The following is a 22,836-nucleotide window of genomic DNA, read 5'->3' as shown; positions in this document are numbered from 1 at the left end:
CAGACCACTCCGCGTCGCTGGTTCCGCGCCAAACGACTGCGGCGCCGCGATCGACACCGACAGATTTCATGTCCACGATCTTGATGTTTCGCTTCCAGCGACGAGCCAGCTGGCGATCCGGGTCGTGGACTGACTGGCGCGGGGCGGATCCTAGGTGCGCGTCTTCGGGACACGCGAATCCCCATTATGGGGGCGCGAGTCCCGATTTTCCGATCGCGTGAGTTCCGCGATCCGATGTGGTGAGTACCGTGATCAGCGACCAGCCAGCTGCGCCTGCCACATCCAGCGCGCCTTCTCCAGCGCGGCGGCTGCCTCCAGCAGCAGATCCTGGGTTACCAAGTCGCTCTTGTCGGTCTCGTCGATCCCAGCACGCAGCCGCCGGATCACCCGATCCAACGCGGACACGATGTACTCGATCACATCGGCGTCACGGCACCAGCCGTCCTCGGGCTCGGGTACCTCACTGGTGTCCGCGACGGTGTGCGGACGTCCGTCGGCGGGCACGCCCAGCGTGGCCGATCGCTCCGCGACCTGGTCGGCGAACTCGCGCGCGCTGGCCACCAGCTCGTCCAACTGCAGGTGAATCGTGCGGAACTGCGACCCGACGACGTTCCAGTGCACTTGCTTCGCGGCGAGGTGCAGATGCACCAGATCCACCAGTGTCTGTTGCAACACCCGGCATGTGGTGTCGCGCTGGGTGGTGTCGAGCTGAGTCGTGATCGGTTCGGCCTTCTTAGCCATTGCTCCGCTCCTTTCCGTCTCCGCCATGCGAGTACCCGGTAAGCCGGGCGATCTCACATGCCGGTTGGTGTGCGGGGGAGCGGCATCGGGTACCCAACAGGCGGGCGAAGGAGGGAGAACACGCCGTGATCGACAACGAGCTCTGGGATGAGTTCCACCGCGTCGTGAACATGACCTCGCGGGAGCTCAGCGAGTGGCTACGCATCGAGTCGGCCACTCCGGAGAGCGAGGAGGTACCCGACCGTGCTGGCACCGAGACCGGCCAGCATGTGTTGCACGTGTTGCGCAAGCGCAAGGCGGACCTGACGCCTGACGACGTCGAGCTGATCCGCCACGTCGTGGACCAGGTGCACGCTCAGCGTCGGGAGGACCTGGAGCCGGTACAGGGCGATTCGGCCTGGCGACACGCGCTGATGGACATCGGACACGACCCGCTGCGTGCACCGGAGCGGTCGAGGAGTGAGGCACGACCCTCCGAGTGAACGGCCGACGCGCGTGGGGGGTGTGATCCACATCGCCATCCGTGTGGCACAGAAATAGTTCAACGTTCAACCATGTTGCCGCGGGATGTAGGCATTCCACACCGACACCAGGGAACGGAGCCCATCCCCATGGCAGCACCGACCGCGACCACCGACGTACTTCACCTCTCGGGCGACGCCCAGAACCTGCTGTTCCGCGAGGCGCGCACGGCCAATAGTTTCAGCGAAGAGCCTGTCACCGACGAGCAGATCCGCGCGATTTACGACCTCGTCAAGTGGGCACCGACGTCGATGAACCAGCAGCCGCTCCGACTCACGCTGCTGCGTTCGGGCGAGGCGCGCAGGCGGCTGCTACCACACCTGATGGAGGGCAACCGGTCCAAGACGGAGTCCGCCCCGTTGACCGTGATCCTCGCGGCCGACACCGAGTTCCACGAGCACCTGCCTCGGCTGTTCCCGCATGCCCCCGGCGCGAAGGACGTCTTCGCGGCCGACGACTTCCGGCATCAGAACGCGCGCTTGAACGCGACCCTGCAGGTTGCCTACTTCATTCTCGGTGTCCGCGCCGCTGGGCTCGCGGCTGGCCCGATGACCGGCTTCGACAACGCGGGCGTCGACGCCGAGTTCTTCCAGGAAGGCACCACGAAGTCGCTGGTCGTGGTCAACATCGGCAAGCCAGGGGAGAACGCGTGGTTCGAGCGGCTGCCCCGCTTGGAGTACGACGAGGTCGTCACCGAGCTCTGACGGGAGGCACGGCGTCGGGAATGGGGACACGGCGTCGGGAACGGGGGACACGAATCGGCACGGCTGACACGGTGGGAAAACGCCGAGCGGCACTCGATAGCATCGGTAGTTACGGGGTGCCGCTCGGCGCGGCCCCGTAGCACCCACCCGTCCAGCCGAACACGAGGAGTTCACCGTGTCACAGCCGTCGCAGCTCGCCCCCGCACCCACCGGACGCGTGGTGGTGCCGGCGGGCACTACGGCGGGTGCCGCGGTGCGAGACGCCGACCTGCCGAGTAAAGGCCCAGATGCCGTCATCGTCGTCCGCGACGCCGAGGGCAACTTGCGCGACCTGTCCTGGGCGCCGGACGCCGACGTCGAGGTCGAGCCGGTCGCGGCCAACACCGAGGACGGTCGCAGCGTTATCCGTCACTCCTGCGCGCACGTACTCGCGCAGGCGGTGCAGCAGGAGTTTCCGCAGGCCAAGCTCGGCATCGGCCCGCCGGTCAAGGACGGCTTCTACTACGACTTCGGCATCGATCACCACTTCACCCCCGATGACCTGAAGGCGCTGGAGAAGCGCATGAAGCAGATCATCAAGGGTTCGCAGCGGTTCTCCCGCCGTGCGTTCGAGTCGGTCGAGGAAGCCAAGGCGGAGCTGGCCGACGAGCCGTTCAAGCTGGAGCTCGTCGACGTGAAGGGCGACGTCGACACCAGCGAGGTCATGGAGGTTGGTGGCGGCGAGCTGACCATCTACGACAACGTCAACCCGCGCACCGGCGAGCGCGTGTGGGGCGATTTGTGCCGGGGGCCGCACGTGCCGACCACCAAGCACATTCCCGCGTTCAAGCTGACCCGCGTCGCCGCCGCCTACTGGCGCGGCAACGAGAACAACCCACAACTGCAGCGGATCTACGGCACCGCGTGGGAGTCGGCCGAGGCGCAGGACGAGCACCTGGAACTGCTCGCCGAGGCCGAACGTCGCGACCACCGCAAGTTGGGCAGCGAGCTGGACCTGTTCAGCTTCCCCGAGGAGATCGGCTCCGGGCTCGCGGTGTTCCATCCGAAGGGCGGCATCATCCGGCGCGCCATGGAGGACTATTCGCGCGTCAAGCATGAGGAGGCGGGCTACGAGTTCGTCTACTCGCCGCACATCACCAAGAGCGCGCTGTTCGAGACCTCAGGGCACCTCGACTGGTACGCCGACGGCATGTTCCCGGCGATGCACCTCGACGCCGAGCGCGACGAGGACGGCACCGTCCGCAAGCCGGGGCAGGACTACTACCTCAAGCCGATGAACTGCCCCTTCCACAACTTGATCTTCGCGTCGCGTGGCCGGTCGTACCGGGAACTGCCGCTGCGCATGTTCGAGTTCGGCTCGGTGTACCGCTACGAGAAGTCCGGCGTCGTGCATGGGCTTACCCGCGTCCGGGGCATGACTCAGGACGATGCCCACATCTACTGCACCGCGGAGCAGGTGCAGGACGAACTCAAGTCGCTGCTGACCTTCGTGCTCGACCTGCTGCGCGACTACGGCCTCGACGACTTCTACCTGGAGCTGTCCACTCGAAACGAGGACAAGTACGTCGGCTCGCCCGAGGTGTGGGAGGAGGCCACCGAGGCGCTGCGGGTGGCGGCCACCGACAGCGGCCTCGAGCTGGTCGACGACCCTGGCGGCGCGGCGTTCTATGGTCCGAAGATCTCGGTGCAGGCCAAGGACGCGCTTGGCCGCACCTGGCAGATGTCGACCATCCAGCTCGACTTCAACCTGCCGGAGCGCTTCGACCTCTCTTACACCGCCTCGGACGGCTCCCGGCAGGGGCCGGTGATGATCCACCGCGCGCTGTTCGGCTCGATCGAGCGGTTCTTCGGCGTCCTCACGGAGCACTATGGGGGCGCGTTCCCCGCGTGGCTGGCGCCGGTGCAGGTGGTCGGCATCCCGATCGCTGACGAGCACGCCCCGCATCTACTTGACGTCGCCAAGGCGCTCAAGGCTCGCGGGATCCGCGTCGAGGTCGACACTGGCGACGACCGGATGCAGAAGAAGATCCGCACCCATACCAAGGAGAAGGTGCCGTTTCTCCTGCTCGCGGGCGGCAAGGACGTCGAGGGCGGCGCGGTGTCGTTCCGGTTCCGTGACGGCGGCCAGGTCAACGGCGTGCCGGTCGCCTCGGCCGTGGACATCATCGCGGACTGGGTCGAGCGCAAGGAGAACGCCTCGCCGACGGCGGAGGCCGTGGAAGCGGTGCTGGCGTGACGGACGGCCCCGAGCTGACCGAGCAGGACGGCGTCGGTGTGGCCGACGCGCTGCAGCGGCTGTGGACGCCGCACCGCATGGCCTACATCAAGGGCGAGGGCAAACCCGAGGACGATGAGCCGAAAGGCTGCCCGTTCTGCCGCATCCCCGAGATGGACGACGAGTCGGGTCTGGTCGTGGCGCGTGGCGGCGAGGTCTACGCGGTGCTGAATCTCTACCCGTACAACCCGGGGCACTTGATGGTGGTGCCGTACCGGCACGTCGCCGACTACACGGACCTGACGCCGACGGAGACGGTCGAGGTCGCCGAGTACACCCAGCGGGCGATGCGCGCCGTGCGGGCGGTCTCCGGCCCGCACGGGTTCAACATCGGTATGAACCAGGGCGTGATCGCCGGTGCGGGCATCGCGGCGCACCTGCACCAGCACCTGGTGCCCCGCTGGGGCGGCGACTCGAACTTCATGCCGGTCGTCGGCCACACGAAGGTGTTGCCGCAGCTGCTCGGCGAGACGAGGAAGCTGCTGGCCGACGCCTGGTACGACGTCTAACGGTGGTTTCAGCGGCCAGTCAATCAACCGTGATTGTCGTTGGTCGGGTCTAGCCTGGGGACATGGCAGACAACGCGAGAGATGCCGACGACTTCAGCGAACGGGAGCCGCCCGCTGACGGCGACCCGTTCGGCCTCGAGGCGTACCTCGAACACCAGCGCGCGGAGTTCGCCAACGGCCCCACCATGGCTGAGCTGCTCGCCCGAGCCGACAGGCGGCGAGCAGGCGGCATGGGGGTCTCTCGCGACTCGATAGTCCGCATCCAGCGCGAACTGCGCGACGAGGGCGAACGAGTGTGAAGTAACGGCCACAACGCGAAGATCGAACTTTATCCAGCGTAGTGACGGGACGTACCAAGGGTGCTGCTTCCTACCATGGCGACGTGAACGAGACGGGACGGCTCACCGCGCGCGAGCGCGAAGCCTGGGACGGTTTCAGCACCGCCATCACAATGCTCACCGAGCACCTGGAACGGCGGTTGCAGGCCGACGCCGGAATGCCGCACGCCCACTTCGCCGTCCTCGCCACGTTGGCCGACGCGCCGGAACGGACCTTGCGGATGAACGAACTGGCGTGCGCGGTGCGGTTCTCCCGTAGCAGGCTGTCGCACGCCATCGGCAGGTTGGAGGCGGCAGGCTGGGTGCGGCGTACCCCGTGCCCGAGTGACAAGCGCGGCGCGCTGGCCACCCTCACCCCGGTTGGCGCGGACGCGCTGCGGGCGGCCACACCCGCGCGGGACGCCGCCGTCAAGTACGCGCTGTTCGACGGACTTACCGCTGAGCAGCTTGATCGGCTCGACGAGATCAGTGATGCCGTGATGAGGGCGTTGAACGAGACGTGTGACGTCGTCCACTCCGGTGACATGTCCGACCGGGAGTCTGACGGCTGCGCGCCTGACGGGCAGCTAGGCTGATCGCACGTATCCGCTCGCGTCCCCGGAAGTTAGGCCCCGTCTCCGATGCTGAACGTGTTCGCCCGTGCGTCGATCTCGCGTGTCGTCGACCCGATCGGGGCCGCGCTGGTGCGTGCCGGGCTGACCCCGAACGCGATGACGCTGATCGGCACGGTGGGCGCGATCGTCTGTGCGCTGGCGTTCTTCCCGAACGACATGCTGCTGTGGGGCACCTTCACGGTGTGGGGCTTCGCGATGGTCGACATGCTCGACGGCGCCATGGCCCGCGCGACGAAGTCGACGCCGTTCGGCGCGGTGCTGGACTCGACCTGCGACCGGCTCACCGACGGCGCGGTGTTCGCCGCGATCGCCTGGTGGGCGTTCACCGTCGCGGAGGACGGCGTCACCGCGGGTGTCGCGCTGTTCGTGCTGGTGCTGGCGCAGGTCATCTCCTACATCAAAGCCCGCGCTGAGGCGTCCGGCTTGAACGCGGACGGTGGCCTGATCGAGCGCGCCGAGCGGCTCATCATCGCCCTCGTCGGTACCGGGCTGGAAGGGTTCGGCGTGCCGTACGCGATTCCGGTGTCGTTGTGGTTACTGGCGGTGCTGTCGGTATTGACTTTGGTCCAGCGGGTACGCTCGGCGCGCACATCAGCGCGGGAGGTGACGCCGTGAGCCGCACCACCGACTGGCTCAGCGACGCCGGGTTCGGCGCGGGGTGGCGGCTCGTGCGGCTGCTGCCCGCGAAGATGGCCGACGCGCTGTTCGCGGCCGGTGGCGACATCGCGGCGGTGCGCGGTGGCTCCGGCGTGTCCCAGCTGCGGCGTAACCTGCGGCGCGTCGTCCCGCAGGCGGACGACGACGAACTGGACGAGCTCACCAAGAAAGCCATGCGCTCGTACGCGCGGTACTGGCAGGAGGCGTTCCGGCTACCGTCGATGGACCACATCAAGCTCGCCGAGCGTTTCGAGGCGGGCATCGAAGGCAGGGAGAACCTGGACGCCGCGCTGCGGGACGGCAACGGCGCGATCCTGGCATTGCCGCACAGCGGCAACTGGGACGCGGCCGGAGTGTGGCTCGTCAACCGCTACGGGCGGTTCACCACCGTGGCCGAGCGGCTCAAGCCGGAGTCGCTGTACCAGCGGTTCGTCAGCTACCGGGAGTCGCTTGGCTTCGAGATCCTGCCGCTGACCGGCGGCGCGCGAGCACTGCCGCTTCTCAAGAATCGGTTGCGGGACAACGGCATCGTGTGCCTGCTCGCCGACCGCGACCTCAGCCGTTCCGGGATACCGGTCACGTTCTTCGGCGAGGAGACACGTATCCCCTCGGGGCCAGCGTGGCTCGCCGCCCGCACCGGCGCCGCGCTGCTGCCGGTGACCACATGGTTCACCGAGGACGGTTGGGGTTTGCGCATTCACCCTCGTGTCCGGGTGAACGACCGCGAGGAGATCGCGTCGGCCACGCAGCACGTCGCGGACGCCTTCGCCGGGGACATCGCCGCGCATCCCGCCGACTGGCACATGCTGCAGAAACTGTGGCTGGCCGATCTCGATGAGACGAGACGGCACGACCTCGACACCGCTGACGCCGGTGAGCCGTGAGGCTCGGCGCATGAAGATCGGGATCGTCTGCCCGTACTCGTTCGCCGTGCCGGGTGGAGTGCAGGGTCACGTCGTAGAGTTGGCGAAGGCGCTGCTGGCCCGCGGCCACGAGGTCTCGGTACTCGCGCCCGCCGCCGCGGATTCGGAACTGCCCGACTTCGTGCATCCCGCCGGAAGGGCGGTTGGGGTGCCGTTCAACGGTTCGGTCGCCCGGCTGCAGTTCGGTCCTGTTTCGTATGCCAGGGTGCGGCGCTGGATCGCAGCCAACGACTTCGACGTCTTGCACCTGCACGAACCCGTGGTGCCCAGCCTGTCGATGCTGGCGCTGAAGGTGGCTGAGGGCCCGATCGTGGCGACGTTTCACCTGTCCACCGCTCGTTCCCGCACCATGCTCGGCTTCCGGCCGGTGCTGCGCCCGCTGTTCGAGAAGATCACCGCACGGATCGCGGTGTCCGCGCTGGCGCGCCGGGTGCAAGTGGAACACCTCGGCGGCGACGCCGTGGAGATCCCGAACGGCGTGAACGTGCCGTTCTACGCGAACGCGAAGCCGTTGCCGGGCTACCCGCGCCGCGGCGGCACGGTCGGTTTCGTCGGACGGTTCACCGAACCTCGTAAGGGCATGCCGGTGTTGCTTGACGCCTTGCGGCCGTTGCTGAGTGAGGTGCCTGACCTGCGGCTGCTTGTCGTCGGTGGGGGCGAGCCCGATGAGCTGTACGAACAGGCGGGGCCGGAACTGGCGGCGCGGATCGACCTGCTGGGCCAGGTGGACGACGAGACCAAGGCGAGCGCGTTGCGCAGCGTCGACGTCTACTGTGCGCCGAACCTGGGCGGGGAGAGCTTCGGCATGATCCTCACCGAGGCGATGGCGGCGGGCACGCCCGTGGTCGCCAGCGACCTGGACTCGTTCCGCCGCGTGCTCGCCGACGGAAAAGCAGGGGTGCTGACGCCGACGGGCGACGCGGCGGCGTTGTCGGCGACCCTGCGAAAGCTGCTTGGCGATGCTGACAGGCTGGCCGCGCTGTCCGCCGCTGGTACCGAGCGCGTGGCCGTTTACGACTGGCGACTGGTCTGTGAGCAGGTGCTGCGGGTCTACGAGACGGCGATCGCCGCCGACCCGCGCCGTGTCGGTGAGGCGCCGGTGGTCGCCACCGTTCCTTCGGAGCAGGACACGTGAGCACGACCGCGCTGCTCCTGCTGCTCACCGCCGTGGTACTGGTCGCGCTGCTGCTCGGCGCGGTGCTTGTGGCCACGGCCAACCGGCTGGACCGGCTGCACGTCCGCACTGACGCGGGCTGGGCCGCACTGGACGCCGCGCTCGCACGCAGGGCCGTCGTCGCCCGCGCGGTCGCCAGCGCGGGCACCCCCATGCCGCTCGCGGCCCGGCTGCGGGCGGCGGCCGACGCCGCCGAGTCCGCACCGCGCTCCGAGCGGGAAATGACCGAGAACGAACTCACTCGACTGCTCAGCCGCCTCGACCGGACCGTGCTACCCGACGGGCTCGCGCGCGAGCTATCCGACGCCGAGCACCGTGTGGTGATCGCGCGCCGGGTCCATAACGACGCCGTCCGTGACACCCTCGCGCTGCGGCGGCGCCGCAAGGTGCGCTACTTCCGGCTCGCCGGTAGCGCCCCCGCGCCGGAGTACTTCGAGATCGCCGAACCCGACCCGTGAGCGCAGGGCCTTCTTACTCAGGCTGGGGCGTGCATTCCCTGCGGTAGTGGCTCGTACCGGCTGAACGTCCGGGTGAACGTCGCCGTGCCGGACGTCATCGACCGCAGGTCGATCGCGTAGCGCAGCAGCTCCGTGGCGGGCACCTCCGCCTTGATGATGCTGTGTCCGTCGCCCGCCGACTCGGTGCCGAGCACTCTCCCTCGGCGCGCGGACAGGTCGCCGAGCACCGTGCCGAGGTGTTCGTCCGGCATGGTTACCGAGACCTCGTCCAGCGGTTCGAGCAGGATGACCTTGCCGTTGGCCGCCGCGTCCTTGAGTCCGAGCGCCCCTGCCGTCTGGAACGCGGCGTCGGAGGAGTCGACGCTGTGCGCCTTGCCGTCCAGCAGCGTCACCCTGATGTCGATCACTGGGTTGCCGTCAAGCAGCCCCTTCGCCATCTGCGCCCGGACGCCCTTCTCCACGCTCGGAATGAACTGGTGCGGGATCGCGCCGCCGTAGATCTTGTCAACGAACTCGAACCCTGATCCTCGGGGGAGTGGTTCCACCTCCATCTCGCACACGGCGTATTGCCCGTGCCCACCGGACTGCTTGACATGCTTGCCGCGCCCGTGCGCCTTGGCGGCGAACGTCTCCCGCAACGGGATGCGCACGTCTTCCGTGCCGACGTCCGCGCCACCGGAACGTAGCCGGGACAGTGCCACGTCGGCGTGCGCCTCGCCCATGCACCACAGCACCAGCTGGTTCGTTTCGGCGTTGCGCTCCAGCCGCAACGTTGGATCGCCAGCCACCAGCCGGGCGAGGTTGCGGGCGAGCGCGTCCTCGTCGCTGCGGTTGTTGGCGACCACCGCGACCGGCAGCAGCGGCTCCGGCATCGGCCAGGTGGCCATCAGCAGTGGATCGTCCGGCGAGGACACCGTGTCGCCGGTCTCGGCGGACGTCACCTTGGTCAGCGCGCACAGGTCACCGGCGACGCAGTACGGCACCTCCTCCAGCTCGGCGCCGCGCGCGGAGTACAGGTGCAGTATGCGCTCGTCAACGTCGTGGTCGGCGTGCCCGCGCTCGGCGAGTCCGTGACCGGACACGTGCACCTGCCGCTCCGGCCGCAGCGTGCCGGAGAAAACCCGCACGAGCGACACCCGGCCGACGTAGGAGTCCATCGTGGTGCGCACGACCTCGGCGGCGAGCGGGCCGTCCGGATCGGCGTGCAGCGGATCGTGCGGCTTGCCGCCTGGCGACGTCACCGCGGGCGGCTCGTGTTCTAGCGGCGACGGGAACGCCCTGGTCATCACCTCGAGCAACTCGGCGAGCCCGACGCCCGTTGTAGCGCAGACCGGGATGACGGGGTGGAACGATCCGCGCGCCACGGCGGTCTCCAGGTCGTCGATCAGCGTGGCCTCAGCGACCTCTTCACCGGCGAGGTAGCGGTCCATCAGCGTCTCGTCCTCGCTCTGCTCGATGACGCCCTCGATGAGTGCGTCCCTTGCTTCCGCCAGCGCGGCGAGGTCGTCGTCGGCAGGGGTGCCCGCCACCGGCGGGTAGCCGTTCGAGTAGTCCGACAGCCGCTGCGAGATCAACCCGATCAGTCCGGTGTCACCCGAGGGGAGGTAGAGCGGGAGCACGCCGCCACCGAACGCCTGCTGGCAGGCGGTGAGTTCGGCGTTCAGATCGGCACGAGGATGGTCGAGGCGGGAGATCACCACGGCGCGGGGCATGCCGACGGCGGCACACTCGTGCCACAGCGCGACGGTGGTGTCGTCGATGCCGTCGGCGGCGCAGACGACGAACAGCGCGGAATCGGCGGCGCGCAGGCCAGCTCGGAGCTCACCGATGAAGTCGACGTAGCCGGGCGTGTCGATGAGGTTGATCTTGATTCCGTCGTGACGAAGCGGAGCGAGCGCGAGGCCAACCGAGCGTTGCTGCCGCACGGCGGCCGGGTCGTGGTCGCAGACCGTGGTGCCCTCGACGACGCTGCCAGCTCGCGAGACGGTGCCGGTCGCGGCGAGCAGGGCTTCGGTGAGGGTGGTCTTGCCGGATCCCGACGGCCCGACGAGTGCCACGTTGCGCACGCTGGAGGGCGAAGCGACAGCGGTGCTCGAGCCGCCGTTGCGCGTATGTCTGTCAGCCATGGCGGCCTCCTGTCCCAGCGGGAAGAGATGTGTCTTCGATCACACACCTGATCGCGATTCGGGGCAAGGGCACTACCGCACCTGACCGGCCACGTGGGTGGCACGAATCACCAAGTGGACTGCTGAAATACCCCCGTACTGGCCTGCTTGAGCGGTCCACGTGCGACGTAGGATGGCAATGAAGCCACGACTGAGAAAGGTTCTCGCAGTGACCGCTGCCCAGACTCCATCCGAGACGACGTCAACCACGGCCCCCGAGCAGGGCATCGAGAAGGGCACCGCGCGGGTCAAGCGCGGCATGGCCGAGATGCTCAAGGGCGGGGTGATCATGGACGTGGTCACGCCGGAGCAGGCCAAGATCGCCGAGGACGCCGGTGCCGTCGCCGTTATGGCGCTCGAGCGCGTGCCCGCGGACATCCGTGCGCAGGGCGGCGTCGCCAGGATGAGCGACCCCGATCTGATCGACGGGATCATCAACGCCGTCTCGATTCCGGTCATGGCGAAGGCCAGGATCGGCCACTTCGTCGAGGCGCAGGTCCTCCAGGCGCTCGGCGTCGACTACATCGACGAGTCCGAGGTGCTCACGCCGGCCGACTACACCAACCACATCGACAAGTTCGCGTTCACCGTGCCGTTCGTGTGCGGGGCGACCAACCTCGGCGAGGCGCTGCGTCGCATCACCGAGGGCGCCGCGATGATCCGCTCCAAGGGCGAGGCCGGTACCGGTGACGTCTCCAACGCGACCACACACATGCGGCAGATTCGCGCCGAGATCCGCAAGCTGTCCTCGCTTCCTGAGGATGAGCTTTACGTCGCGGCCAAGGAGCTGCAGGCGCCGTACCCGCTGGTCGCCGAGGTCGCGCGTAATGGCAAGTTGCCAGTGGTGCTGTTCACCGCCGGTGGGATCGCCAGCCCCGCCGACGCGGCCATGATGATGCAGCTCGGCGCCGAGGGCGTGTTCGTCGGTTCCGGCATCTTCAAGTCCGGCAATCCGGCGCAGCGTGCCGAGGCGATCGTCAAGGCCACCACGTTCCACGACGACCCCGACATGATCGCCAAGGTGTCCCGTGGTCTTGGCGAGGCCATGGTCGGGATCAACGTCGAAGAGGTCCCTGAGCCGCACCGGCTGGCCGAGCGCGGCTGGTAACCGCTCAAGCGGGCCGGACTCGGGCTCCCCGCCGCGCGAGTCGATCAGCCTTCTCGCGTGACGGAGCCCGTGTGGGCTCAGACGTGGGGTGGCGACCAGCGGTCGCGCGGCCACCAGTCGGCCGCGATCCGTTGCGCGCCGCGCGGTTGTTTGATCACACTGACCAGTTGGAACTGGTGCCTGCGCGTACCAGAAGGCGCCCAGGACGCGATCTCGCGTTCGATGCCTCGGCAGACCCGCCTGACGAGAAGCAGGGGAAGGCCGATCACGACGAAGAGCAGCAGGGCAAGTTCGACGACGATGGGCATACCGGTCCTACTCCCACGGGTGCGTGACGGTGGCGCAGACGTGACGTCCCGGTAGCACCGGGATGTACAGAATCCGTCGTATTGTAACCCGTTCGTGTTACAGCCGAGGCTGTTACCAATACTCGCGTGGCAGTTTGCCCTCGATATCGCGCACGTGGTCGCGGGCGCATTGGGGGCACAGCCAGTGGGTCCCGGTGGCATCGGTGTCGCTGGCCCAGGCGAGCGCGTCGACGTCGGTGTCGGTCGAACGGTCCCTGCCGCAGTGCTCGCAGTTGATCGGTTCGGGTCGCTCGCTCATATGTGCTCCATGACCAGGATGAACCAAGTGCCTGGTTCGAGTGCTTCGTAGACGTGCGGCACATCGCCCGGGAACGCCGTGTAGTCGCCCGCGTCCAGTTCGACGGCGTCTTCGGCGGGGCCGGTGCGCATCCGTCCCGCGCCGACGATCAGGTGTTCCACGGTGCCGGGATTGTGCGGGTCCGCCTTGCGGGGAGCGCCCGGCTCCATGGTGATCGTGTAGAGGTCGCGGCGGGCGTGCGGCGGGCAGGACGCGAGCAGCGTGCCGATGAAGTGTGCCTGCTCGGAGGTAACGGCGGGTCCTTCGCCCGCCCGGACTACTCGGACCGTCGGTTTGGGTGGGTCGACGAGCCGCGAGAACGGCACCTCTAGGGCGACGCCGAGCGCCCAGAGCGTCTCGATGCTGGGGTTTCCGGCGCCGGACTCCAGCTGCGAGAGCGTGGACTTGGCGATCCCGGCTCGCTTGGCGACCTCGCTGAGTGACAGTCCGGCGCGCGTGCGTTCGCGTCGGAGGGCGTCGGCGATGGCCGTCAAGGGCGCGGTGGTGTGGTCATCCGGCATTGTTCGCTCCACAAGTACACTCGTTCGTGTTGACGAACGATGTCATTGTCGTTCATTATAGTGCCCATGCGTTCGCTATACCGAACACGACGTCTCGTGCAGGGGGATCTCGCCAGGGACATCGCGCTCGTGCTGCTGGCGGGCGGCATCGTCGGTGTCTCCTTCGGTGCGATCGCGGTCGGGGCCGGACTGCCGATGTGGCTGCCGATGCTGCTGTCATTGCTGGTGTTCGCCGGTGCGGCGCAGTTTCTGTTCGTGGGCATCATCGCAGCGGGCGGTAACCTGGTCGCCGCGGTGCTCGCTGGCCTGCTGGTCAACGCCCGTCACGTGCCGTTCGGCTTCGCTGTCGGGGACGTCCTGGGCAGCGGCTGGCGCAGATGGATGGGCACTCACGTGATGATCGATGAGGCGGTGGCCTTCGCGCTCGCCCAGCGGGACGCCGACCGGCGCGGGGCGGCGTACTGGGTATGCGGCGTCGGTCTGTTCGTGTGCTGGAACGTCGGCGTCGTGCTCGGTGCCGTCGCGGGTACCGCTCTCAGCGACACCGCGACGTTGGGCCTCGATGCCGCGTTTCCCGCCGTGCTGTTGGCGCTGGTGCTGCCTTCGCTGCGAGATAAGGCGACTAGCGCGGCGGCTCTGATGGGCGTCGTGATCGCGCTGGTGGCGACACCGGTGCTGCCCGCGGGTTTGCCCGTACTGCTGGCGCTGCTCGCCCTGCCAATCGCGCTTGTGCTGCGCGGCGCCCGCGGACGCGCGGACGCAGGGGAGGTACGGGAATCCGCATGCGCGGCGGAGCCAGGGGAGGAGGCGTCGTGTCCGAGCAGATGACGCTGATTGGCGCTGTCGTTGTGCTGGCGGCCGGAACCTACGCGCTACGCGCCTGCGGGCCAGTGCTGCGTGAGCGGGTGCGGCTGCCGCGACGGGCGGAGGAGGCGATGACGCTGGCTGCCGTGCTGTTGTTGGCCGCGCTGGTCGGTACGGCGGCCTTGACGGAGGCGGGCGGCTTCGCTGGCTGGGCACGCCCGGCCGGGGTGCTGGTCGGTGGGGTGCTCGCCTGGCGCAAGGTGCCGTTCGCCGTGGTGGTGCTCGCCGCCGCCGCGACCGCCGCGCTCCTGCGGCTGGCCGGGGTGCCCTGAGCGGCTCGGTCAGTGCGCACGTTGCGCACCGGCCGCGGCGGTGAGCAGGCTTTCTGCCGCGGCCCGTGCACCATGGGCTGCGTCCGGGTTCTGGGTGATCGACGCCGATACGATCGCGCCGTCGATGAGTAGTAGCAGTTGTTCGGCTACCGCGAGCGGCTCATCGACAGCGAGCGGTTCCACCAGGGCTGTCAGGTAGCGCTTGAGCTCATCCTTGTGGTGCCGGGCGATGTCCGCCACGGCCGGGGAGGTGGCGGACAGTTCTCCGAAGGAGTTGATGAAGGCGCAGCCCCGGAAGCCGGGCTCGCGAAACCACTCGTGCAGCCAGTCGAAGACCGCCGTCACCCGGTCAGCGGGTTCGGATCGCTGGTCGGCGAACGACATCAGCGCTTCTCGCCAGCGCTGGTCACGTCGCCGCAGGTACTCCACGACGAGGTGCTCCTTCGAGGTGAATGACTGGTAAAGGCGCTTGAGGGAGACCCCGCACCTGGCGCGGATAGCGTCCATACCCACCGCCTGCACGCCGCGTTCGTAGAACAGTTCCTCGGCGGCGTTCAGCACCCGCGTGTAAGCCTCGCTGTGATCCACGACATCTCCCACTAGTATCGAGAACGATCGTTCTCTACACTACCGCACAGTGCGGAGAACGATCGTTCTCCGGTTGCTGAGGAGGTACCGTGATGACCGAACGACCACCGTTCCCACCGTTCGACGAGCACACCGCACCGCAGAAGGTGCAGGCCGCCGAGGACGCCTGGAACACGCGTGACCCGGAACGAGTGGCGCTCGCTTACACCGAGGATTCGGTGTGGCGCAACCGCGACGAGTTCGTCACCGGCCGCGCCGAGATCGTCGAGTTTCTGCGCGGGAAATGGGAGCGCGAGCTTGACTACGCCCTGCGCAAGGAGCTGTGGGGGTTCAGGGGAAACCGGATCGCGGTGCGCTTCCAGTACGAGTGCCGTGACCAAGAGGGTCAGTACTGGCGCAGCTACGGCAACGAGCTGTGGGAATTCACCGACGCCGGACTCATGCGCCGTCGTGAGGCGAGCATCAACGACGTTCGCATCAACAAAGAGGATCGCCGCATTCTCGGTACGCGTCCCACTGCCGAGCGGGGTTCGCCGCTGCCCGTCCGGTAAGCGATCGCTCGCGATGCCAACGGCGACGGCATAGTCGCGATGCGGCTGGTAGCCGCACCCGGTCGGTGCTCGCTGACGCTGCGCGATTAGGCTGGTGAGCAGTCATTTCCGGAGGGATTCGCGGTTTGTCTGCTGCTCAGCCATGTGTCGGTGTGCTCGCGTTACAGGGCGATGTGCGGGAGCACGTCGCGTCGCTGCGCGCCGCTGGCGTGCGCACCATGACGGTGCGCAGGGAGTCGGAACTCGCCACCGTGGATGGCCTCGTCATCCCCGGTGGCGAGTCGACGACGATGTCGCGGCTACTGGACACGTTCGACCTGTTGGAACCGCTGCGTAAGCGGCTCGCCGGCGGGATGCCCGCATACGGTTCCTGCGCCGGCATGATCTTGCTGGCCAATGAGGTGCTCGACGGGCGGGAAGACCAGCACCAGCTCGGCGCGTTGGACATTACGGTGCGGCGGAACGCGTTCGGCAGGCAGGTGGACTCCTTCGAGGAGGACCTGGCGTTCACCGGAATCGATGATGGACCGGTGCACGCGGTGTTCATCAGGGCGCCGTGGGTGGAGTCGGCACGCGGCGACGTCGAGGTCCTCGCCGCAGTGCCCGACACCGCCGCCGCGGGACCAGCCGCGGGTAGGATCGTCGCGGTTCGTCAGGGCGCCGTGCTCGCGACCGCGTTCCACCCCGAACTCACTGGTGACGGCAGGGTGCACCGGCTGTTCGCGGACATCGTCCGTGCGGCCGTGTCCGAGGACGCGGCATGAGGACCGATATGCCAAGAAGGTCGAAAGTAGGGCGACGGGCATACGCTCGCTGACCTGCCTGTTCGGCCACGTCGGCCGGATTGGCATCTACCAGAACGGGTAGCAGAGAAGATGGAGGAGAGATGAGCGGCCACTCCACGCTGGGATGGTACTGCGGCGACCACGAAGCGCTGTTCATCGAAAGCGACATGGAGGACAAATGAGCGGCCACTCCAAGTGGGCGACCACGAAGCACAAGAAGGCCGCCCTCGACGCCAAGCGGGGCAAGCTGTTCGCACGGCTGATCAAGAACATCGAGGTGGCGGCCCGCACCGGCGGGGGCGATCCTGACGCCAACCCGACGCTCTATGACGCGATCCTCAAGGCGAACAAGAACTCCGTCCCCAAGGACAACATCGAGCGTGCCCGCAAGCGGGGTGCTGGCGAGGAGGCCGGTGGCGCCGACTGGCAGACGATCATGTACGAGGGCTACGCACCCAACGGCGTCGCTGTGCTGATCGAATGCTTGACCGACAACAAGAACCGCGCCGCCAGCGAGGTGCGCACCGCGCTGACCCGCAATGGCGGTTCGCTGGCCGACCCGGGCTCGGTGTCGTACCTGTTCAATCGCAAGGGCGTGGTGATCGTCCCGAAGAACGACCTCACCGAGGATGACGTGTTGATGATGGTGCTCGACGCCGGCGCCGAGGAGGTCAACGACCTCGGTGAGAGCTTCGAGATCGTCTCCGAGGCCACCGACCTGCTCGCGGTGCGTGACGCGGTGCGCGAGGCAGGGTACGACTACGAGTCGGCGGAGAACAGTTTCTTGGCGTCGGTGAACGTGCCGCTCGACGCGGACGGCGCGAAGAAGGTGTTCAAGCTGATCGAGGCCCTTGAGGACGCCGACGACGTGCAGAACGTCTACGCCAACTTCGACGTCAGCGACGAGGTGCTCGCCGAGGTCGGCTGACTGGTACCGACGGCAGCATGCCGCGCCGTGATCACTACGCCGGACGGGTGGTGCGAAGTTCCGCTGGACGGTCCTGGGACAGCGGACCGTAAGCAGGCACAATGAACGCCCGTGACCACGGACGCATCACCCACACCGGCGCCCCAGACCGACGACATCGAGCGGCTTCGTGACTGGCTGATCAACGAAGCGGACACCCGAGGCAACGCGGTCGTGTCGGTCGCGCCCGAGGATGGCGTCGGCGGGTATTGCTTCACCGCGGGTGCGTGGCGCAAGCACGGCGTCCCGGAAGCGGTCGTGGTCGGCCTGCCAGAACAGCTCGCCACGGTGCTGCTCGACGCGTACGTCGACAAGGCCGTGATGGGCGTTGAGTTCGAGCCAGGCGTGCTCTACGACGGCTTCTTCGAGGGCATCCCGGTCGCGTTCGAGCACGTGGACCCCGCGTACTACCCGGCGTTCTTCGGCTCGGCGTTCGTGCTCTACCCGGACGGCGACTTTCCCGGCATGCAGATCATCGTGCCGACCCCGGAGGGCAGTTGGCCGTGGGATGACGACGCACCGGAAGGATTCGCACGGTGGCAGCCGGTGCTGAACGCGACCGGCAGGCCGTCGTTCTCGCTCGACTGACGACGTCCCGGCGCGTCGGGTCGAACCCGCGGCGAGCGGGCGGGTAACCTACCTCCTCGAACGAGTGTTCGCCGTAGTGGAGGTTGTCGGTGCGCGTTCTCGGGGTGGACCCCGGCCTGACCCGATGCGGGGTCGGCATCGTCGACGGCGGCACCGGTCGGCAGGTCAGTTGTGTTGGCGTCCATGTGGTGCGCACTCCGGCGGACGCCGATCTTGCCGTACGGCTGCGGCAGGTCGCTGACGCTGTCGAGGAGTGGCTGGACGTCTACCAGCCAGACGCGGTGGCCATCGAGCGGGTGTTCAGCCAGCAGAACGTTCGCACGGCCATGGGTACGGCGCAGGCGAGTGGCGTGGTGGCGCTGAGCGCGGCTCGGCGGTCGCTGCCGGTCGGTTTCCACACGCCGAGCGAGGTCAAGGCGGCCGTCACCGGTTCGGGGCGAGCGGACAAGCAACAGGTCACCGCCATGGTCACCCGGCTGTTGCGGTTACCGGAACGTCCCAAACCCGCCGACGCGGCCGACGCGCTCGCGCTCGCCGTCTGCCACATCTGGCGGGAACCGATGCGCGCAAGGCTCGCCGAGGCGGAGCGGCGCGCGACTGATCTGGCCAAAGCACACAAGGCGCGGCTGGCGGCCGCGCGGGCACAACGAAACGGCGCGGCAAGGCAGAGTGCAGCGCCGCGCCGAGGAGGAACGTGATGATCTCGTCGGTACGCGGGCAGGTGCTCGCGATCTCGCTCGATCACGTCGTGGTCGAGGTCGGTGGTGTCGGACTCGCGGTGCTGGCGACTCCCGCCACGCTCGCCACGCTCCGGGTGGGGGAGCAGGCGACGCTGCACACGCAGCTCGTGGTGCGGGAGGACTCGCTGACGTTGTATGGCTTCGTCGAGACCGAGTCGCGGGAACTGTTCGTGCTGTTGCAGTCGGTCTCCGGCATCGGCCCACGGCTGGCGCTCGCCGCGCTCGCCGTGCTCGACCCTGACACCTTGCGCGGCGCGCTCGCCGAGGGCAACACCACGGTGCTCACGCAGGTGCCTGGCATCGGCAAGAAGGGCGCGGAACGGCTCAGCCTCGAGCTGCGCGACAAGGTCGACGCCGTCCCAGCGAGCGGCGCGGCCGGTGGTGCCATCGGCGCGGTGGCAGGTGGTGCCGCGAGCGGTGTCAAACCGGACGTCGTGGAGGCGCTGGTCTCGCTGGGCTTTCAGACCAAGCAGGCGGAGAAGGCCGTCGACGGCGTGCTTGCCGCGAATGGCGGCGACAACGGTTCCGGGGGTGCCGGCGACACCTCCGCCGTGCTGCGGGCAGCGCTGGGGGTCCTCGGTAAGAAGCGGTGACGAGCGGGATGCACGATAAGGAAGTGATGAGCGAGCAAGACGCCGCAGGTCCTGCTGACCCCTCGGCGGAGTCGACGTCGCTGTCGGCCCTGCCGGAGAACGGCGAGCGCGAGGTCGAGACGACGCTGCGGCCGCGCAAGCTCGCTGAGTTCGTCGGTCAGGCCAGGGTGCGTGAGCAGCTGGAACTGGTGCTGCAGAGCGCCAAGCGCAGGGGCGTGCCGCCGGATCATGTGCTGCTGTCCGGCCCGCCCGGCCTTGGTAAGACCAGCCTGTCCATGATCATCGCGTCCGAGCTGGACAGCGCCATCCGCATCACCTCCGGACCCGCCCTGGAACGCGCTGGTGACCTGGCGGCGATGCTGTCGAACCTGGTCGAGGGTGACGTGCTGTTCATCGACGAGATCCACCGCATCGCTCGGCCCGCCGAGGAGATGTTGTATTTGGCGATGGAGGACTTCCGGGTCGACGTCGTCGTCGGCAAGGGGCCGGGCGCGACCAGTATCCCCCTGGAGATCGCACCGTTCACGCTGGTCGGTGCCACGACGCGGTCCGGCGCGCTGACCGGTCCACTACGGGACAGGTTCGGCTTCACCGGTCACATGGAGTTTTACGAGCCGGTCGAGCTGGAGCAGGTGCTGCGCCGGTCGGCTGTCATTCTCGGTGTGTCGCTCGAAGCGGACGGAGCCGAGGAGATCGCGGGCCGCTCGCGAGGCACGCCCCGCATCGCGAACCGGCTGCTGCGGCGTGTCCGCGACTACGCCGAGGTGCGCGCGGACGGCAGAGTCACCAGGGAGACCGCCCGTGCCGCACTCGAGGTGTACGACGTCGACGAGTGGGGCCTCGACCGCCTGGACAGGGCGGTGCTCAGCGCGCTGGTGCGGTCGTTCGGCGGTGGTCCGGTCGGGGTGTCCACCCTTGCTGTCGCCGTCGGTGAGGAGTCCTCGACGGTGGAGGAGGTCTGCGAGCCGTACCTGGTGCGGATCGGGATGCTCGCTCGCACACCGCGGGGCAGGGTGGCCACGCCAGCCGCATGGCAACACCTCGGGCTGCCACCGCCGAAAGGTGGAACGCCGGAGGCCACTCAGTCGTTGTTCGACTGACACGCGGGCAGGCCTGCGGTGACGGAGGGGCTGCCGTAGGTAGCTAGGGCGTAAACTGGCAGACTCGCAACAAATACGTACTCGCAACGGGCATGGCGGGAAACGTCGCCGTGCCCGGAAGAGGGAGAAATCGATGGAACTGCTCATCGTGATGATGGCTGGCCTCGGCTTGATGATGTTCTTCGCCGTGCGCAAGCAGAAGAAGGAGATGGCGGCGCACCACGAGCTGCAGGACAGCCTCACCGAGGGCGACCGGGTGCGGACCACGTCAGGGCTCGAGGCGACCGTCGTGGACGCCAGTGACGACACGACGATCGACCTGGAGATCGCGGACGGCGTCGTGACGACGTGGCTTCGGCCCGCCGTGCGGGAGAAGGTCGAGGCCGCGGACGAGTTCGACGAGGACGTTGACGAGACCGACGAGGACCGCGACGACGCTGACACCACGGATTCCGACGAGGACGGCGACGAGCGTAGCGACGCTCAGGTCGCGCCGCCGTTGGAGCACAAGGGTAAGTAACGATCTTCCGCACATAACGCGCGACTCACGTGGCCGCGGGTACAGTTCCCGGGCCATGGCCGTCGTGCGGCCATGTGACGAGTGTCATGAGCCCCACACGGGGCCGTGTCAAGGACTAGTTCGAGGAGAGACCCTCCCGTGGCACCACCCGCCGGGACCATCCGTCCAGGACGCTATCTGGCGTTCTTCATCTTGATCGTCGTCGTGCTGTACGGACTGGTGTTCTTCACCGGTGACCGCGACCCGAGCCCCCGGCTCGGTATCGACCTCAAAGGCGGCACCAGCGTCACCCTGACCGCGCGCACCCCGGACGGCTCGGAGCCGACCCGTGAGTCGCTGGACCAGGCGCGGGCGATCATCGCCGAGCGTGTGGATGGTCTCGGCGTCTCCGGCGCCGAGGTGGTGCTGGACGGTAAGCAGATCGTGATCACGGTGCCCGGCGAGGAGGGACAGGAGGCCAAGACTCTCGGCCAGACGGCGAAGTTGGCGTTCCGCAAGGTCATCGCCGGTCCGTTCGACCCAGCCGCCGCTCAGCAGCAGGCGGGCCAGGGCGGTGGCGATGGTTCCGGCGACGGGTCCAGCAAGTCCGGCGACGACAGCACCGCGACGCCGGGTGACGGGGCGAAGCAGAACGGCGACAAGTCCGGCGACACCGATGGGTCAGGGGGTGGCGGCGCCGCTGGTACCGCACTCGCCGCGCAGGACGACGAACCGTCGTTGCCGAAGGAGACGCAGGAGGAGATCACCGAGGCGAGAAAGATCCGGCAGGACAAGGACCTACTCGGCTCCGGTCCCGAAGCGCAGCAGGCGCTGCAGCGGGCGCTTCGGCATATCGACTGCTCGAAGGGCGCGAAGGATCCGCTGCGCGGCAATGACGACCCCGATCTGCCGCTGGTCGCGTGCGATCAGGAACGTGAGGCTACCGATAACCGGCTGGCCTACCTGCTCGGTCCGGTGATTCTCGACGGGCAACAGATCAGCGACTCCACCGCTAGCGTGAACTCCGATGGTGTCGGCTACCAGGTCAACATCACCTTCACCGGTGAGGGCAACTCCCGGTGGGCACAGATCACCTCGGAACTGGCCAAGGAGTCCGCCAGTTCGCCGGGTAACCCCGCGCGGGTCGCGTTCGTGCTCGACACCGAGGTCGTCTCCGCGCCAACGGTGACCACCGCGATCGCGGGCAATACCCGCATCACCGGTGACTTCACTCGTGCCGAGGCGCAAGACCTCGCGCAGATCCTGAAGTACGGTTCACTGCCGCTGTCGTTCGAGACGTCCGACGCGACGACCGTCTCCGCGACATTGGGCCTCTCGTCGCTGCGCGCTGGACTGATCGCGGGTGCCATCGGTTTCGGGCTGATCGTGCTCTACAGCCTCGTGTACTACCGGCTGCTTGGTGTGCTGCTGATCGCCTCGCTCGGCCTGACGGCGGCCCTGGTGTTCCCGGTGATCATCCTGCTGGGACGATCGGTCGGATTCACACTGGACATCGCTGGTGTCGCGGGTCTGATCATCGCGATCGGTGTCACCGCGGACTCGTTCGTCGTCTACTTCGAACGCATCAAGGACGAGATACGTGGTGGGCGCAGTGTGCGCTCGGCGATCCCACGAGCGTGGGTGCGCTCTAGACGCACGATTCTTTCAGCGGACGCTGTCGTACTCCTTGCCGCCGTCGTGCTCTACCTGCTCGCGGTCGGCAGCGTGAAGGGCTTCGCGTTCACCATCGGCCTGACAACGGTGCTCGACCTGGTCATCGTGTTCATGGTGACCCATCCGATGCTGGTCATGGCCGGGAAGTGGAAGATCCTCAACAACCGCGCGCTCTCCGGGCTCGGCATGGTGACCGACGTGGGCGCCGCGGCACAGCGGAGTAAGAAACAGTCCGGTCCCGCGGCAGCGAGGGGGGTCTGA

28 protein-coding genes are annotated in these 22,836 nt (G+C 67.9%); 22 read left to right on the top strand and 6 right to left on the bottom strand.

Annotated features, from left to right (window positions below; translation table 11 throughout):
- Positions 1 to 252: 252 nt before the first annotated feature.
- On the bottom strand, positions 253 to 741 hold the full coding sequence (locus tag ACFQGD_RS19660) for a Dps family protein (protein WP_345389790.1): 489 nt from the start codon (positions 739 to 741) through the stop codon (positions 253 to 255).
- A gap of 128 nt (positions 742 to 869) precedes the next feature.
- Here ACFQGD_RS19660 and ACFQGD_RS19655 point away from each other — a divergent pair, with 128 nt between their 5' ends.
- The 10 genes from ACFQGD_RS19655 (at position 870) to ACFQGD_RS19610 (ending at position 8,915) form a co-directional block, all read left to right on the top strand.
- Positions 870 to 1,223 carry a DUF3140 domain-containing protein gene (locus ACFQGD_RS19655; protein WP_345390077.1) on the top strand — a complete coding sequence of 118 codons (354 nt, stop codon included), beginning with the start codon at positions 870 to 872 and terminating at the stop codon, positions 1,221 to 1,223.
- A 129-nt stretch (positions 1,224 to 1,352) separates the two neighbouring features.
- Entirely contained in the window at positions 1,353 to 1,967 is a 615-nt protein-coding gene (locus ACFQGD_RS19650) for a malonic semialdehyde reductase (RefSeq protein ID WP_345389793.1), read from the top strand.
- A gap of 217 nt (positions 1,968 to 2,184) precedes the next feature.
- Positions 2,185 to 4,203, top strand: coding sequence for a threonine--tRNA ligase (gene thrS, locus ACFQGD_RS19645; RefSeq protein ID WP_345390080.1), 2,019 nt, complete (start codon positions 2,185 to 2,187; stop codon positions 4,201 to 4,203).
- The gene (locus tag ACFQGD_RS19640) at positions 4,200 to 4,751 is read left to right on the top strand and encodes an HIT family protein (protein WP_345389796.1); all 552 of its coding nucleotides are present in this window, start codon (positions 4,200 to 4,202) and stop codon (positions 4,749 to 4,751) included. The genes thrS and ACFQGD_RS19640 overlap by 4 nt, the downstream gene beginning before the upstream one ends.
- Positions 4,752 to 4,813: 62 nt before the next feature.
- Positions 4,814 to 5,050, top strand: a complete 237-nt coding sequence (locus tag ACFQGD_RS19635) for a hypothetical protein (RefSeq protein ID WP_345389799.1) — start codon at positions 4,814 to 4,816, stop codon at positions 5,048 to 5,050.
- A gap of 83 nt (positions 5,051 to 5,133) precedes the next feature.
- Positions 5,134 to 5,664, top strand: coding sequence for a MarR family winged helix-turn-helix transcriptional regulator (locus tag ACFQGD_RS19630; RefSeq protein ID WP_345389802.1), 531 nt, complete (start codon positions 5,134 to 5,136; stop codon positions 5,662 to 5,664).
- Between the two features lie 45 nt (positions 5,665 to 5,709).
- Positions 5,710 to 6,318, top strand: a complete 609-nt coding sequence (gene pgsA / locus ACFQGD_RS19625; RefSeq protein WP_345389805.1) for a phosphatidylinositol phosphate synthase — start codon at positions 5,710 to 5,712, stop codon at positions 6,316 to 6,318.
- The gene (locus ACFQGD_RS19620) at positions 6,315 to 7,244 is read left to right on the top strand and encodes a phosphatidylinositol mannoside acyltransferase (RefSeq protein WP_345389808.1); all 930 of its coding nucleotides are present in this window, start codon (positions 6,315 to 6,317) and stop codon (positions 7,242 to 7,244) included. The genes pgsA and ACFQGD_RS19620 overlap by 4 nt, the downstream gene beginning before the upstream one ends.
- Before the next feature lie 10 nt (positions 7,245 to 7,254).
- The gene (locus ACFQGD_RS19615) at positions 7,255 to 8,418 is read left to right on the top strand and encodes a glycosyltransferase family 4 protein (protein ID WP_345389811.1); all 1,164 of its coding nucleotides are present in this window, start codon (positions 7,255 to 7,257) and stop codon (positions 8,416 to 8,418) included.
- A complete protein-coding gene (locus ACFQGD_RS19610) occupies positions 8,415 to 8,915 on the top strand; it encodes a LemA family protein (protein WP_345389814.1) in 501 nt (166 codons plus the stop codon). The genes ACFQGD_RS19615 and ACFQGD_RS19610 overlap by 4 nt, the downstream gene beginning before the upstream one ends.
- Positions 8,916 to 8,932: 17 nt before the next feature.
- Here ACFQGD_RS19610 and ACFQGD_RS19605 read toward each other — a convergent pair whose 3' ends face one another.
- Positions 8,933 to 11,041 carry an elongation factor G-like protein EF-G2 gene (locus ACFQGD_RS19605; RefSeq protein ID WP_345389817.1) on the bottom strand — a complete coding sequence of 703 codons (2,109 nt, stop codon included), beginning with the start codon at positions 11,039 to 11,041 and terminating at the stop codon, positions 8,933 to 8,935.
- A 265-nt stretch (positions 11,042 to 11,306) separates the two neighbouring features.
- Here ACFQGD_RS19605 and pdxS point away from each other — a divergent pair, with 265 nt between their 5' ends.
- Positions 11,307 to 12,188, top strand: a complete 882-nt coding sequence (gene pdxS, locus ACFQGD_RS19600) for a pyridoxal 5'-phosphate synthase lyase subunit PdxS (RefSeq protein WP_390183371.1) — start codon at positions 11,307 to 11,309, stop codon at positions 12,186 to 12,188.
- Positions 12,189 to 12,265: 77 nt separating this feature from the next.
- Here pdxS and ACFQGD_RS19595 read toward each other — a convergent pair whose 3' ends face one another.
- The 3 genes from ACFQGD_RS19595 to ACFQGD_RS19585 all read right to left on the bottom strand — a co-directional run bounded on the left by ACFQGD_RS19595 (position 12,266) and on the right by ACFQGD_RS19585 (position 13,354).
- Positions 12,266 to 12,496: a hypothetical protein gene (locus tag ACFQGD_RS19595; protein WP_345389820.1), complete on the bottom strand. Its 231-nt coding sequence runs from the start codon at positions 12,494 to 12,496 to the stop codon at positions 12,266 to 12,268.
- A gap of 112 nt (positions 12,497 to 12,608) precedes the next feature.
- Entirely contained in the window at positions 12,609 to 12,794 is a 186-nt protein-coding gene (locus ACFQGD_RS19590) for a hypothetical protein (protein WP_345389823.1), read from the bottom strand.
- Positions 12,791 to 13,354 (bottom strand): helix-turn-helix domain-containing protein, encoded by a 564-nt coding sequence (locus ACFQGD_RS19585; RefSeq protein ID WP_345389826.1) that lies wholly within the window; start codon positions 13,352 to 13,354, stop codon positions 12,791 to 12,793. The genes ACFQGD_RS19590 and ACFQGD_RS19585 overlap by 4 nt, the downstream gene beginning before the upstream one ends.
- Positions 13,355 to 13,420: 66 nt before the next feature.
- On the opposite strand from ACFQGD_RS19585, the gene ACFQGD_RS19580 reads away from it, so the two are divergent.
- Together ACFQGD_RS19580 and ACFQGD_RS19575 are read left to right on the top strand one after the other, a co-directional pair.
- Positions 13,421 to 14,182: an AzlC family ABC transporter permease gene (locus ACFQGD_RS19580; RefSeq protein WP_345389829.1), complete on the top strand. Its 762-nt coding sequence runs from the start codon at positions 13,421 to 13,423 to the stop codon at positions 14,180 to 14,182.
- Positions 14,179 to 14,490, top strand: coding sequence for an AzlD domain-containing protein (locus ACFQGD_RS19575; protein ID WP_345390086.1), 312 nt, complete (start codon positions 14,179 to 14,181; stop codon positions 14,488 to 14,490). The genes ACFQGD_RS19580 and ACFQGD_RS19575 overlap by 4 nt, the downstream gene beginning before the upstream one ends.
- 9 nt (positions 14,491 to 14,499) lie before the next feature.
- On the opposite strand, the gene ACFQGD_RS19570 is transcribed toward ACFQGD_RS19575, so the two are convergent.
- The gene (locus ACFQGD_RS19570; protein WP_345389832.1) at positions 14,500 to 15,078 is read right to left on the bottom strand and encodes a TetR/AcrR family transcriptional regulator; all 579 of its coding nucleotides are present in this window, start codon (positions 15,076 to 15,078) and stop codon (positions 14,500 to 14,502) included.
- Between the two features lie 92 nt (positions 15,079 to 15,170).
- Between ACFQGD_RS19570 and ACFQGD_RS19565 the strand changes: the two genes are divergently transcribed.
- The 9 genes from ACFQGD_RS19565 (at position 15,171) to secD (ending at position 22,836) form a co-directional block, all read left to right on the top strand.
- Positions 15,171 to 15,629 carry a nuclear transport factor 2 family protein gene (locus tag ACFQGD_RS19565; RefSeq protein ID WP_345389835.1) on the top strand — a complete coding sequence of 153 codons (459 nt, stop codon included), beginning with the start codon at positions 15,171 to 15,173 and terminating at the stop codon, positions 15,627 to 15,629.
- A 125-nt stretch (positions 15,630 to 15,754) separates the two neighbouring features.
- A complete protein-coding gene (gene pdxT, locus ACFQGD_RS19560) occupies positions 15,755 to 16,393 on the top strand; it encodes a pyridoxal 5'-phosphate synthase glutaminase subunit PdxT (RefSeq protein WP_390183360.1) in 639 nt (212 codons plus the stop codon).
- A 199-nt stretch (positions 16,394 to 16,592) separates the two neighbouring features.
- Positions 16,593 to 17,342: a YebC/PmpR family DNA-binding transcriptional regulator gene (locus ACFQGD_RS19555; protein WP_345389838.1), complete on the top strand. Its 750-nt coding sequence runs from the start codon at positions 16,593 to 16,595 to the stop codon at positions 17,340 to 17,342.
- A gap of 111 nt (positions 17,343 to 17,453) precedes the next feature.
- On the top strand, positions 17,454 to 17,969 hold the full coding sequence (locus tag ACFQGD_RS19550; RefSeq protein ID WP_345389841.1) for a DUF4262 domain-containing protein: 516 nt from the start codon (positions 17,454 to 17,456) through the stop codon (positions 17,967 to 17,969).
- 89 nt (positions 17,970 to 18,058) lie between these two features.
- A complete protein-coding gene (ruvC, locus tag ACFQGD_RS19545) occupies positions 18,059 to 18,667 on the top strand; it encodes a crossover junction endodeoxyribonuclease RuvC (RefSeq protein ID WP_345389844.1) in 609 nt (202 codons plus the stop codon).
- The gene (ruvA, locus tag ACFQGD_RS19540) at positions 18,667 to 19,302 is read left to right on the top strand and encodes a Holliday junction branch migration protein RuvA (protein ID WP_345389847.1); all 636 of its coding nucleotides are present in this window, start codon (positions 18,667 to 18,669) and stop codon (positions 19,300 to 19,302) included. The genes ruvC and ruvA overlap by 1 nt, the downstream gene beginning before the upstream one ends.
- 26 nt (positions 19,303 to 19,328) lie before the next feature.
- Positions 19,329 to 20,402 carry a Holliday junction branch migration DNA helicase RuvB gene (gene ruvB / locus ACFQGD_RS19535; RefSeq protein WP_345389850.1) on the top strand — a complete coding sequence of 358 codons (1,074 nt, stop codon included), beginning with the start codon at positions 19,329 to 19,331 and terminating at the stop codon, positions 20,400 to 20,402.
- A gap of 133 nt (positions 20,403 to 20,535) precedes the next feature.
- Entirely contained in the window at positions 20,536 to 20,922 is a 387-nt protein-coding gene (yajC, locus tag ACFQGD_RS19530) for a preprotein translocase subunit YajC (RefSeq protein ID WP_345389854.1), read from the top strand.
- A 138-nt stretch (positions 20,923 to 21,060) separates the two neighbouring features.
- Complete coding sequence (secD, locus tag ACFQGD_RS19525; RefSeq protein ID WP_345389857.1) at positions 21,061 to 22,836, top strand: protein translocase subunit SecD; 1,776 nt, start codon at positions 21,061 to 21,063, stop codon at positions 22,834 to 22,836.

Source organism: Haloechinothrix salitolerans (assembly GCF_042662605.1).
Classification (GTDB): Bacteria; Actinomycetota; Actinomycetes; order Mycobacteriales; family Pseudonocardiaceae; genus Haloechinothrix_A; species Haloechinothrix_A salitolerans.
Note: the sequence above shows the minus strand (reverse complement) of the source record. Positions and strands in the feature narration are given on the sequence as shown.